Source organism: Streptomyces mesophilus (genome assembly GCF_040300965.1).
In the GTDB taxonomy this organism is placed as follows: Bacteria; Actinomycetota; Actinomycetes; order Streptomycetales; family Streptomycetaceae; genus Streptomyces; species Streptomyces mesophilus_A.
Map to the genome: position 1 here is coordinate 74492 of NZ_JBEPEW010000004.1, position 12420 is coordinate 86911.

General features: G+C 70.8%; 11 protein-coding genes and 1 pseudogene. 7 read left to right on the forward strand and 5 right to left on the reverse strand.

Annotated features, from left to right (window positions below):
* The first annotated feature begins 107 nt into the window (after positions 1–107).
* Entirely contained in the window at positions 108–1124 is a 1017-nt protein-coding gene (locus tag ABT367_RS02845) for a lysylphosphatidylglycerol synthase transmembrane domain-containing protein (RefSeq protein ID WP_352248879.1), read from the forward strand.
* Between the two features lie 34 nt (positions 1125–1158).
* Here the strand turns inward: ABT367_RS02845 and ABT367_RS02850 are convergent, their stop codons facing one another.
* Entirely contained in the window at positions 1159–1572 is a 414-nt protein-coding gene (locus ABT367_RS02850) for a Fur family transcriptional regulator (protein WP_352248881.1), read from the reverse strand.
* A 265-nt stretch (positions 1573–1837) separates the two neighbouring features.
* Between ABT367_RS02850 and katG the strand changes: the two genes are divergently transcribed.
* The 3 genes from katG (at position 1838) to ABT367_RS02865 (ending at position 7681) form a co-directional block, all read left to right on the forward strand.
* Positions 1838–4030 (forward strand): catalase/peroxidase HPI, encoded by a 2193-nt coding sequence (gene katG, locus ABT367_RS02855; protein WP_352248883.1) that lies wholly within the window; start codon positions 1838–1840, stop codon positions 4028–4030.
* A gap of 357 nt (positions 4031–4387) precedes the next feature.
* Complete coding sequence (locus ABT367_RS02860; RefSeq protein ID WP_352248885.1) at positions 4388–6658, forward strand: ATP-binding protein; 2271 nt, start codon at positions 4388–4390, stop codon at positions 6656–6658.
* Between the two features lie 135 nt (positions 6659–6793).
* Positions 6794–7681 carry an SMI1/KNR4 family protein gene (locus tag ABT367_RS02865; RefSeq protein WP_352248887.1) on the forward strand — a complete coding sequence of 296 codons (888 nt, stop codon included), beginning with the start codon at positions 6794–6796 and terminating at the stop codon, positions 7679–7681.
* Between the two features lie 2 nt (positions 7682–7683).
* Here the strand turns inward: ABT367_RS02865 and ABT367_RS02870 are convergent, their stop codons facing one another.
* A complete protein-coding gene (locus ABT367_RS02870) occupies positions 7684–8676 on the reverse strand; it encodes an SIS domain-containing protein (protein WP_352248889.1) in 993 nt (330 codons plus the stop codon).
* 250 nt (positions 8677–8926) lie between these two features.
* On the opposite strand from ABT367_RS02870, the gene ABT367_RS02875 reads away from it, so the two are divergent.
* Positions 8927–10093 (forward strand): lactate 2-monooxygenase, encoded by a 1167-nt coding sequence (locus tag ABT367_RS02875; protein ID WP_352248891.1) that lies wholly within the window; start codon positions 8927–8929, stop codon positions 10091–10093.
* 97 nt (positions 10094–10190) lie between these two features.
* A pseudogene (locus ABT367_RS41425) lies at positions 10191–10323 on the forward strand (VOC family protein); the annotation flags it as partial.
* 1 nt (position 10324) lies between these two features.
* Here the strand turns inward: ABT367_RS41425 and ABT367_RS02885 are convergent.
* Together ABT367_RS02885 and ABT367_RS02890 are read right to left on the reverse strand one after the other, a co-directional pair.
* The gene (locus ABT367_RS02885) at positions 10325–10825 is read right to left on the reverse strand and encodes a DUF3291 domain-containing protein (protein ID WP_434975384.1); all 501 of its coding nucleotides are present in this window, start codon (positions 10823–10825) and stop codon (positions 10325–10327) included.
* A gap of 80 nt (positions 10826–10905) precedes the next feature.
* Positions 10906–11655 carry a helix-turn-helix transcriptional regulator gene (locus ABT367_RS02890; RefSeq protein ID WP_352248895.1) on the reverse strand — a complete coding sequence of 250 codons (750 nt, stop codon included), beginning with the start codon at positions 11653–11655 and terminating at the stop codon, positions 10906–10908.
* Between the two features lie 155 nt (positions 11656–11810).
* On the opposite strand from ABT367_RS02890, the gene ABT367_RS02895 reads away from it, so the two are divergent.
* Complete coding sequence (locus ABT367_RS02895; RefSeq protein ID WP_352248897.1) at positions 11811–12161, forward strand: hypothetical protein; 351 nt, start codon at positions 11811–11813, stop codon at positions 12159–12161.
* Here the strand turns inward: ABT367_RS02895 and ABT367_RS02900 are convergent.
* Positions 12128–12328 (reverse strand): hypothetical protein, encoded by a 201-nt coding sequence (locus tag ABT367_RS02900; protein ID WP_352248899.1) that lies wholly within the window; start codon positions 12326–12328, stop codon positions 12128–12130. The genes ABT367_RS02895 and ABT367_RS02900 overlap by 34 nt on opposite strands.
* Between the last annotated feature and the right edge of the window lie 92 nt (positions 12329–12420).

Sequence of the window (12420 nt, forward strand, 5' to 3'; positions counted from 1 at the left end):
ACAGCTCAAAAAGGGAACCCTTTCCTCGACTCCACCCCCCTGTGTCCAACCGGCCCGCACCTGAGCTCCCCCAGCGGCGGGCACGACGCGGAAGGATGACGTGCGCCGTGTCCCCGCTCCGGCTCGAAGAGCTGCCCGCGCCCGGGTCCACCTCCCCGGCTCCCCTCAAGCGCCTTTCCCTCGGCTCCCTCGGCGGCCGCCAGGTCCGCCTGATCCTCAGCGTGCTGCCCGTCCTGTTCATCGGGATCTGGGCGGCGGTCGACTGGGACTCCGTACGCGACGGCACGGCCCGCCTCGCATCGGCCGATCCAGGGTGGCTGTTCCTCGCCGTGGTCTTCACCGGCTTGTGCAGTGTGGCCGCCTCGTTCATCCGCCAGGGCGCGATCCCCGAGCGTCTGCCGCCGGGACAGCTGCTCGCCTCGCAGTTCGCGGCGGGCGCCGCCAACCATGTGCTGCCTGCCGGGCTCGGTGCGCACGCGGTCACCTTGCGGTTCCTTCAGGGCCGCGGGATCCCGCTGACCAGGGCGACCGCTTCCCTCGCGCTGTACTCGCTGGTCAAGCCGGTGGCGAAGTTCGCCCTGATCCTCGTGTTCCTGGGCGCCTTCCCGGACACGCTGCCCGTGGGCGAGCTGCTGCCGGACGGTGAGACCTTCCTCATCGTCGCCGGGTGCGCGGCCGGGGCGCTCGTGGCGGTGGCGGTGGTGCTCAAGGTCGTGACTCCGCTGCGCCGCCCGCTGATCACCTTCATGGGCACGGCGCTCACCGACGCGCGGCTGCTGCACAGCAGGCCGAGCCGGGTCCTCGCGCTGTGGGGTGGCGCGGCCGCGCTGCCGCTGTTCCAGGCGGCGACGCTCGCGGCGGTCGCCGCGTCGCTGGGCGTACCGCTGCCCTGGACCCACGTGATCTTCGCCCACCTCGCGGCGAGCGCGATGGTCGGAGCGGTGCCGGCACCGGGCGGGATCGGGCCGGTGGACGCCGCGATGGTGTTCACGCTGGTCGTCTTCGGTACGCCGATGGCCCTGGCCACCGCCGCGGTGATCGGCTACCGGGTGATCAGCGGCTGGCTGCCGCTGCTGCCGGGGGCGCTGGCGCTTTCGGTGCTCGTACGGAAAAAGGTGCTGTAGACCGCCCCGTACGCGAAGAGGCGCGGCACGTCGTTCAGGCCGAGCAGGACGGGCACACCCCGCGGTACGTGACCTCCACGGCCTCGACCGTGAAGCCGTAGCGCTCCTCGGCGGGCAGGTCCGAGAGCGGATTGCCCTGCGGGCGCACGTCCCGGATCGCGCCGCACCCCGAGCACACCAGGTGCTGGTGGGGGCGGTGCGCGTTGGGGTCGTAGCGCTTGGCGCGGCCGTCGGTGGCGACCTCGAGGACCTCGCCGAGCGAGACCAGTTCGCCGAGCGTGTTGTAGACGGTCGCGCGCGAGATCTCCGGCAGCTTCGCCGCCGCCCGCACATGCACCTCGTCCGCGGTCAGATGCACATGCTCACCGTCGAGCACCTCCGCCACGACACGGCGCTGCGAGGTCATCCGCCAGCCGCGGCCGCGCAGTCGCTCCAGGAGGTCGCTCATCTCGGATCACCTATTTCGGTCGGCAGGACATTCACGGGTGCAAGGTTTAGCGTGTTTCTTGACTTGGACTCTGTCCATTGTAGGATCAGGCTCGATGAGAGCCAAGGGACCTGAAAGGTTCCAGTTCGGCGGAGAGTGCGGAGGCCACCAGCGTGGCGCTGCCGTCCGCCCGCTGTTCCGCTTGGACAGTTCTTACGCAGTACACAGAGCTCTGCTCTTGAGCAGTACGTGAGCACCGCGATCCGCCCCGTCCGGAGGGATTTCCATGTCCGAGAACAACGAAGTCGTTGCGCCCACCGGGGGCTGCCCCGTTGCGCACGGAGACCGCGCGCTGCACCCCACCCAGGGTGGTGGCAACCAGCAGTGGTGGCCGGAGCGGCTGAACCTGAAGATCCTCGCGAAGAACCCCGCCGTGGCGAACCCGCTCGGTGAGGACTTCGACTACGCCGAGGCCTTCAACAACCTCGACCTCGCGGCCGTCAAGCGGGACATCGCCGAGGTGCTCACCACCTCGCAGGACTGGTGGCCGGCCGACTTCGGCAACTACGGCCCGCTCATGATCCGTATGGCCTGGCACTCCGCCGGCACGTACCGCATCAGCGACGGCCGCGGTGGCGCCGGCGCCGGCCAGCAGCGCTTCGCGCCGCTCAACTCCTGGCCGGACAACGGCAACCTGGACAAGGCCCGCCGTCTGCTGTGGCCCGTGAAGAAGAAGTACGGCCAGTCGATCTCCTGGGCCGACCTCATGATCCTCACCGGTAACGTCGCCCTTGAGACCATGGGCTTCAAGACCTTCGGCTTCGCCGGCGGCCGTGAGGACGTATGGGAGTCCGAGGAGGACGTCTACTGGGGTCCCGAGAAGGTCTGGCTGGACGACGAGCGCTACACCGGCGACCGCGAGCTGGAGAACCCGCTCGGCGCCGTGCAGATGGGCCTCATCTACGTCAACCCCGAGGGCCCCAACGGCAACCCGGACCCGGTCGCCGCGGCCCGCGACATCCGTGAGACCTTCCGCCGGATGGCGATGAACGACGAGGAGACCGTCGCCCTCATCGCCGGTGGCCACACCTTCGGCAAGACCCACGGCGCCGGCGACGCCAACCTGGTCGGCGCCGACCCCGAGGGTGCGCCGATCGAGGCCCAGGGGCTCGGCTGGGCCTCGACCCACGCCAGCGGCAAGGGCAAGGACGCGATCACGTCCGGCCTCGAGGTCACCTGGACCACCACGCCCGCGCAGTGGGGCCACGACTTCTTCAAGCACCTCTTCGAGTACGAGTACGAGCTCACGCAGAGCCCGGCCGGCGCCCACCAGTGGGTCGCCAAGGACGCCCCGGACATCATCCCGGACGCCTTCGACGAGGCGAAGAAGCACAAGCCGCAGATGCTCACCACCGACCTGTCGCTGCGTTTCGACCCGGTCTACGAGCAGATCTCCCGCCGCTTCTACGAGAACCCGGAGGAGTTCGCGGACGCCTTCGCCCGTGCCTGGTACAAGCTGACGCACCGTGACATGGGTCCGGTCGTCCGCTACCTCGGCCCGGAGGTCCCCGCCGAGGAGCTCATCTGGCAGGACCCGCTGCCGGCGCAGCAGGGCCCGGCCCTGGAGGCCGCGGACATCGCCGCCCTCAAGGAGCAGATCCTCGCCTCGGACCTGACCGTCTCGCAGCTGGTCTCCGCCGCCTGGGCCGCCGCCGCTTCCTTCCGCGGCAGCGACAAGCGCGGTGGCGCCAACGGCGGCCGTATCCGCCTCGAGCCGCAGCGCGGCTGGGAGGTCAACAACCCGGACGACCTCGCCCAGGTCCTGCGCGTCCTCGAGGGCATCCAGGCCTCGTTCGGCAAGCCGGTCTCGATCGCCGACCTGGTCGTCCTCGCGGGCACCGCGGCCGTCGAGCAGGCCGCCAAGGACGGCGGCGTCCAGGTCGAGGTCCCGTTCACGCCGGGCCGTGTCGACGCCTCCCAGGAGCAGACGGACGTCGAGTCCTTCGCCGCCCTGGAGCCGCAGTACGACGGCTTCCGCAACTACGTCGGCAAGGGCAACCGCCTGCCGGCCGAGTTCCTGCTGCTCGACCGCGCGAACCTGCTCAACCTGTCCGCCCCGGAGATGACCGTCCTCGTCGGCGGTCTGCGTGTCCTCGGTGCGAACGCGGGCGGCTCGAAGCACGGTGTGTTCACCGACAAGGTCGGCACGCTGAGCAACGACTTCTTCGCCAACCTGCTCGACATGGGCGTGACCTGGAAGTCCACGTCCGCCGCGCAGGACGAGTTCGAGGCCCGTGACGCCTCGGGTGCCGTCAAGTGGACCGGTACCCGCGCCGACCTGGCCTTCGGCTCCAACTCCGAGCTGCGTGCCCTCGCCGAGGTGTACGCGAGCGACGACGCGAAGCAGAAGTTCGTCACGGACTTCGTCGCCGCGTGGGCCAAGGTCATGGACCTGGACCGGTTCGACGTCCGAGCCTGAGCCATCGCCGCTGAGGTGCGCTGACTGAGCGCTGTGGCCCTGCCCCGGGGGTAACTCCCTGGGGCAGGGCCACAGTTGCGTTCGCGATCAGTCCGGAGGGCCGGCGGGCGGTTCCTTCCGTGCCCGGCCCGGCGCACAGTCCGGCGCACAGTCCGGCGGTCGTCGAGCGGGAGTTCGGGGATCGTCGCGCGGGCGTTCGGGAATCGTCGCGCGGGACCCCGCGAGTCTCGGCCAAGTGCGCCGGTTTTGAGCGGACGCCGCAGGTTCGCGTCCAAAATGGGGACGGCACCGGGGAGTTGAGGCCGCGAGCCCGGCTCGACGCCTCTCGCCGGTGCGGATCCGGCGAAGGGATGGCGCGTGACGCGAGAACAGGGTGTGGGCCCGATGGGCGGCCTGCCGCTGGAGGCGACCGACTTCGTGGGCCGCGGCGGAGAACTGGCCTCCCTGGAGCTCGCGTTGGCCCAGTCGCGTCTCGTGACGGTGACCGGCCCCGGCGGAGTCGGCAAGACCCGGCTCGCGCTGCGGGCCGCCCGCCGGTCCCGTGACACCTCCGGACAGGAGGCGTTCTGGGTGGAGCTGTCCGCCCTGACCGACCCCGGACTGCTGCCGCACACCGTGGCGTCCGCGCTCGGTCTGGCCCAGGGCGAGGCGGTGTCCGCCCTGGAAGCGGTCGTACGACGGCTGCAGTCGGGCCGCTCGCTCCTGGTCCTCGACACCTGTGAGCACCTCGTCGACGCCTGCGCGGAGCTGGCCCAGGCGCTGCTCCGGCACGCGGGCGGTGTCACCGTACTCGCCACCAGCCGGCAGTCCCTCAACGTGTCCGGGGAGCATGTCTTCAGCGTCGAGCCGCTGCCCGTACGGGCGGACGGCGGTGACGCACTGGAGCTGTTCGTGCAACGGGCCCAGGCCGCTGTCCCCGGTCTGGTGATGGACCAGGAGGCCCGGCAGCAGGCGGTCAAGCTGTGCCGTTCCCTGGACGGGATGCCGCTGGCCATCGAGCTCGCCGCCGTGCGGCTGCGCGCGCTGCCGCTGTCCGTGCTGATCGAGCACTTCGCGAACGGGGTCCCACTGCTCGCCCGGCTGCGCGGCGGCACACCACGGCACGAGACGCTGCGTGCCGCCATCGACTGGAGCTTCGGACTGTGCACCGAGGCCGAACAGGTGCTGTGGGAACGGCTTTCGGTGTTCTCCGGCCCGTTCGACTTCGACGCCGTTCAGTACGTCTGCGCCGGCGGCGTCCTCGACCCGGCCGAGCTCGTGGAATCCCTGGCGGGACTCGTGGACAAGAGCGTGCTCATCCGCGACGGCGAGTGGTACCGGATGCTGGACATGATCCGCGAGTACGGGATCGAGCTGGCGCAGACGGCGGGCAGCCGGGAGGACCTGCGGGAGGCGCACTGCCTCTACTACACCGAACTGGCCCGCATCTTCGACCGCGACTTCGACGCCGCCGGCCAGATCTCCCGCTACAACGTGCTGCGCCAGCAGGACGGCCAGCTGCGCGCGGCTCTGGAGAACTCGCTCGACGCGGGCCGCTACCACCAGGCGGCGCTGCTCGCCCGGTCGCTGTGGATGTACTGGATCATCCCCGGCAAGAACACCGAAGGACGCTACTGGTGCTACCGGATCGCCGAGCACCTCGCGCCGGGCACCGCGGAGCGGGCCTGGGTGCTCTCCACGAACGCCTATCTGGCCGCGGCGCAGGCCGACCCCGCGACCTATCCGCTGGCCGAAGAGGCGGCGGCCATCGCCACGGCGATCGACGATCCGGACCTCAAGGGCCGGGCGCACCAGGTGATGCACATGGCCGCGCTCGCCGTCGGCAGGTTCCAGGAGGCCTTTGCCGCGGTGGAGAAGGCCGCCGCCGCCCTGCACGCCACCGGCAACCGGAGCGGGGCGCTGACTCTGCAGGTGCAGCAGGGGTACATCCAGGTGGCCAGCGGAGATGCCCGCGGATCTCTGGAGATGTGCGAGAGGAACCTTCGGCGGCTGGCCGACAACGACGTCGATCCGGGGTGGCTCCATGCGGCCCTCTACTACGTCAAGGCCCTCTCCCATTTCGAACTCGCCGACTACCCCGGCAGTACGGTCTCGGCCGTCGCCGCCCTGCGCATCGAGAACGTCATGGGCGACATCCTGGGCTTCGCCAGCAACTTGGAGCTGCTGGCGTGGATCGCGTTCCGCACCGAGCGCCTCGACAACGCCGCCTGGCTCATGGGCGCGGCCGATGCCCAGTGGCAGCGTCTGGGCGGACGTCTGATCGGCAACCCCGTGATGGAGCAGCGGCATCTGGACATCGAGCGCGAGCTCCGGGAGTCCCTGGGCAAGGAGCGCTTCGCGGCACGCTGGCAGGACGGCGCCACCCACCCCGTCGGCGCGGTCGTCGAGCGGGCCACCGCGGGCGGCGGCCTCGCCCCCGAACTCCCCGCCGGCAAGGCGCCGAAGCCCCTCACCCGTCGGGAACGCGAGGTGGCCCGGCTGGTGGCCCAGGGTCTCAGCAACCGCGAGATCGCCGAACACCTGGTCCTGTCCAAGCGCACCATCGATGTGCACGTGGAGCACATCCTGGCGAAGCTGGGCGTCGGCTCCCGCCAGGACATCGCCGCCAAGCTCGACAGCGCGCCCTGAGCCGGCCCTGCCCTTTCAGGATTCTTCGGGCCGACGGCCGGGCGAGAGTGACATCGATGGCGCCAAGTGCGCTGAAGCAGATGTCCGTTCCCCCTCGCGGGGCCCACCGCTCCCTGCCCGGAGGCACCACCCGCCATGCACCACTCGCTCGAGGACCTGCTCCAGTACGTGGCGAAGGCCACGCCGCCCGCACCGGTGCTGCTCGGGGATCCGGACCTTGAACTCGCCGATCTGGTGGAGGCCCTGAGCGAGCGGTACGGGCGGCCGCGCACGCTGATCCTCGACGGCGGGCCAGACCCCACGGCGGACGACCGCACGGGAGCGCCGCTGCTCGAACTGGTCGACGGCCAAGAGGTGGAGGTGCTGCGCGCCTGGCCCGGCATACGGGCGTGGATCGGAGCCGGCGCCGATCCGGGCCGGCGCGTCTTCGTGGCTGTCGCCGAACGCGCGTCACGGACGGACAGCTACGCCCCGGCGTCGCCCGAGGCCTCATATGTGGAGTGCGTGGTGGAGCTGGTGGGGTGGACGATGGACCGCGCCCATCCGGTGGACTGGGCGGAGATCGAAGCGGGCCTCGGCACCCCGCTGCCTGCCGACTACAAGCAGCTCGTGGAGATCTTCGGGAAGGGCGCGTTCGACGATGACCTCACCTTGCACACACCCCTCCCGCCGTTCGGCTGGGTGGCTCTTGCCTCCGAATTCCTGACTCTGCACGAGACCAACGGTGACTGGCCCGACGTAGGCCACCATGCCGACCTCGCCTCCGCCCGCGCCGCCCTGGTGGACGCCCCGGGCAAGCTGCTGCTCTCCTGGGCGAGTAATGAAAACGGCCTCTTCTACTGGCACTTGAACGATCCGGACCCCGGCCGCTGGCCGGTCCTGGTGGGCGGCGACACCTACGACGATCTCGACCTTGCGGCCGACTCGACCGCCGAATGCCTCCACCGCCTCCTGACCGATCCCCGCGCACCCTTCTCACTCGCCAAGCACTTCGACCGCCACTGGTTCACCCCACACCCGTGACGCTAGGACGCCCGCACCCCCGGCTTGCCGAGGTCCCACAGCTCCGCCTCCGCCCAAGCCCCCACGATCGCCGTATCCGGATCCTGCCGCCGCAGCCCCGCGAAGCGGTCGGCGAGCAGCTGCAGTCGTACGGTGAGGGGGATCTGCGCCAGGAACGGCGGCAGGTCGCCGTGGCCCGAGAACGCCTCCAGGGTGGCGACCGTCATGCCCTCACGCGCCGCGGCCCCGGCGAGCGCAGGGGTCAACTTGTCGACATCTGCGCCGGGTTCGAGGACGACGAGCCCGTCCGCCGGGCCGTAGGGAACAGCGGCACCATGCAGAAAACGGTCCGACTCGAAGCCCTCGGCGAGCATCCGCGCACCTTCCCGGATCTTCAGGGCCCCTTCGCGTGCGGTGACCCCCCAGGGCCCGCATCCGATCAGCGCGAGGCTCCGGGCCGGGACGGCCACGGCGTCCAGCCGCGGGTCCGCGATGACGTCCCGTACGGCGGAGGCAGCGCGTCGTACCTGCTCGGGTGAGCCCTCAGGCCCGCCCAACTCATGGGCGAGCCGGGCCAGTACGGCCAGCGTCGCGGTGTAACTGACGCTGTACGTCTCCGACTCCTCGGGCCCGACCGTCTCCAGCGCCTCCGGCCAGCCGCGCCCAACCCCGGTGATCGACACGAGCGGAACATCCGCCTCCAGGGCGGCGGACCGTACCCGCTGGGCGTATGCCGTCTGCGCGGTGTGGGTGATCACGACCATTGCGTCGCCCTCGCGCGGCCGGACCGCCCAGCGCGCGGCCTGCGCACCCGACAGCCAGCGCGCATCGCACCCGGCGCCTTCGAGCAGCATCGCCCCGAGTTCGGCGGCATGCTGACTGGTCCCGGTCCCGACGACCAGCACCCGCCGCGCATCGGCGAGCCGCCCCGCGGCGGCAGCGACATCAAGGCCGGCCATCCGCTCCAGCGCCTCGGGCTGGCTGAGGATCATGCGCCGCAGGGCGGTGGCCGTCATGGGGAGCTCCTCGGAAGGGGTCGGTGCGGCGCCGCGTGGTCGGTGCGGCGCTGCTCGGGAGCCAGTTTTGTGATCACTGATTCCGTCGTCAAGAGGCTCATGACCTACGGAATCCGTTGCGCGCGACCGCCTCGTACGCGAATCCAGCTGATCATCTTCGGCCCGTGCACCCCTCTCCCCAGTACCGCCCGTCGCGGGCAGACTCGACCCCGCAGCAGAACCGCCCGCACCGCCTTCGGAGGGGACCGCCATGGGACAGCGTTGGGCCGACTTTCAGTACGAGATCTATCTCAACGGGATGACAGGGGCCACACCCCGGCTGCCCACCGACCTCACGCGCCTCGAAGAGCTGGCGGAGCACCGGCTCCCGCCCCGCGCCGTCGGATACGTGGCCGGCAGCGCGGGCAGCGGCACCACCGCGGCCGCCAACCGGGAGGCCCTCGACCGCCGGCGGATCGTGCCGCGGATGCTCCGGGACGTCAGCGAACGGGACCTGTCCGTCGAGGTGTTGGGGCGCACCCTGCCCGCGCCGCTCGCACTGGCGCCTGTCGGCGTCCTTTCGATCATGCATCCGGAGGGCGAGAAGGCCGCCGCCCGCGCGGCCGCCGCGCAGGGTGTCCCCTACGTCCTGTCGTCGGCGTCGAGCACCCCCATGGAGGAGGTCGCGTCCGCGATGGGGGACGCCGAGCGCTGGTTCCAGCTGTACTGGCCCAAGGACCCGGAGGTGGCCCGCAGTTTCCTCGACCGGGCGAAGGCCTCCGGCTTCTCGGTGCTCGTCGTCACCCTTGACACCCCCATGCTGGCCTGGCGTCCACGCGATCTCGACGAGGCGTATCTCCCCTTCCTGCACGGGGTCGGCACCGCCAACTACTTCACCGACCCGGCGTTCCAGGCGGGCCTGGCCAAGCCGGTGAACGAGGACCCGAACGCGGCCGTGATGCGGTTCGTCGGCATGTTCTCGGACCCCGCGAAGACCTGGCCCGACCTGGCCTTCCTGCGGGAGCACTGGGACGGTCCGATCGTCCTCAAGGGCATCCTGCACCCCGATGACGCCCGGCAGGCCGCCGAGGCGGGCATGGACGGCGTGATCGTCTCCAACCACGGCGGCCGCCAGGTCGCCGGCTCCATCGGCGCGGCCGACGCGCTGCCGGGAGTGGCGAAGGCGGTGGGCGACCGTCTGGCCGTGCTCTTCGACAGCGGCATCCGCAGCGGCGACGACATCGCCAAGGCCCTTGCACTCGGCGCCCGTTCGGTCCTGATCGGCCGCCCGTACGCGTATGGACTCGGCCTGGACGGCCAGCCGGGCGTCGAGCATGTCATCCGCTGCCTGCTCGCCGAACTCGACCTCACCCTGGCCCTGTCGGGCCACGCGAGCCCGGCGTCACTGAGCCCTGCGGACCTGATCGAGCACCACTGACAGCCCCTTGCCAGGGTGCGCCGATGCCTCGATCACGCGGTCACTCAGGCTCCGCAGACCAACCGGGTCAAGCAGGTCCAGGTCACCTTCGAGACTCTGCGCGGCTCCCGAGCGCCTCGTCCGCTTCTGGTGCGAGGCGCCGGGGTACGTCATCCCCTCGCCGCCGAAAGCGTTCACCACCTGGGACGAGTACACCGCCGCGCAGCCGCCCGAGGAGCGGGACTCCTGGTCTCACCCCGCCAGACCCGTGACGGCCGTCGGCGCCGGGTACGGGTCGCGGAAGTCGAACGCCTGCGGACCCGGACCGTGTTCGCGGATCCATGCCACCTTCGCCATCGCCTCCGCCACCGTCGGCCGGTGCCCGGCGGGCACCCACCACATCGCCTGGTGCGCCTCGCCCAGCCGCTCGAACCACTCCCGGCGGCGGGCCAGCATGGCCAGATGCGCCGAGCGGTACACGTAGTCCTTCAGCGCCTCGATCGACTCCCAGACCGAGCAGTTGATCTGGAGCCGGTCGTCCCGGCTGTCGGGCCTGAGCCCCATCGCGTCCATCCCGCTCCCGTCGACCAGCCGCCAGACGAAGCCGGGCGAGCGGTCGGCGAGCGCGTTGATCTCCTCCAACTTGCTGACGAACCCTGCGATTTCAGGGCTGTCGGCCGGCGCGACAAACCGTCCGATGTTGACCTGCGCAAGCTGGAATCCATGCGAAGCAGATGACGATGACGAAGACACAGGGGCAGAGGAATGCGTCGAGGAATCGGTCATGGGCTCAGCATGCCCGGACCGACTTCTAACGTCAACGCATATTGTTTTTAGACCTCGCCGCCCTCGCCCCTTCCGCCGCTCCCACCGCCCTCGCCACTCCCGCCACTCCCGCCACTCTCGCCGCTCCCACCGCCCCCGCCGCCCTGCCGGCCTCCCCCGCTCTCCCTCTGCAGCGACACACAGCACCCACCCGCGCACGGATCCATCTCCACGGACCACTCCTCCCCCGCCGCAAGTCCCTCCACCAGCGCCAGGTTCATGCCGCAGATCAGCGCGGGAAACTCCTCGGACAGCGCCCGGAAGGGACAGTTCCGCAGACGCAGCACCGCACCGTCCCAGAACGGCTGATATCCGCGCGCCGCCAGAACCGCCTCCGGATCCCCTTGCGACGCCTCCCCCGCCCCACGCGCCGCCGCCTGCAACTCCCGGTCGAGCCCGGCCCGTTCCACCACATCCGCGAGCACCCTGCTCACTTCGTCGTACGAGCGCGGCGGCACCGACACGGCATACTCCTCGGCCGCGCGCCGGTACACCTTCGCGGGCCGCCCCGCCCCCGGCCCGGACTTCCCGCTCAGGCGCCGGTAGTCCACGGCGAGCAGCCCCGCCTCCACCAGCTTGTCCAGATGATGCGCGGCCAGCGAACGGGACACCCCGACCGCCTCGGCGGCGGCATCGCGGCCGACGTCGCCGGGCGCCGCCGCCACATGCCGGTACAACTGCCGCCGCACCGGATCGTTCAGCACACCGAGCACGTCCAGATCGCCGTACCCGGCCCCGCCGTCAGTCATCGGACTCATCCGACGAGTCTAGAACCAACGCCCGTACGCAATGGAGCCCGCGGGGACTGCGAGCGAACGGGAACACGGCCGAACTGATGCGCGTCCTCCGTCCCGGTACCGTGGCCCCCGCCCCCGTGACGCAGTCCCGCCCGGCCTGTTACCCGATCATGCGTATGCGAACGATGATGACCGTGGCGGCCGTGGCGGCCACGGCGATGCCCGCCGACCTGGCGGCGCCGAGCACGGCCGCGCCCAGACCTATGGCCAAGGCCGTCGGCAGTGGGCACTGCGACAAGAACATCGCCGACCACTGGCGCACCGTCGACGATCTGGCGGGTGTGCGGGTCCGCACCGGCCCGTCGGCGGCCTACCCTGAGCGCTACCACCTCGACTTCGCGGGCCACTTGTGGGTCACGTGTCAGGTCACCAACGGCAAGGGCAACGTCTGGTTCTACGGCAAGGACCGGATCCACGACCGCTGGGGCTACTTCTACGGCGCCCGCACCACCAAGGGCAAGTCGTAGCCCGAGGCATCGCGAGCCACGTCCAGGATCGGCCGTCGCCGACCGGCCGGCGACGGCCGGGGTGTGGCGGCCCGCGCCTGCGGCAGGGCGGGCGCGGTGACGCCGAGCAGCCCGGTGGCGACGGTGGTGCGCTTGAGTCCCACGAAGGGCCCAAGAGGTGATGGCACACTCATCATGCCAGGTCAAGGGTGTCCTCGCCTAGGACGAACAGCACAGCCCAGCAAGCTTGTTCAGGGCGCCCCCACGCTCCCAGAATCAA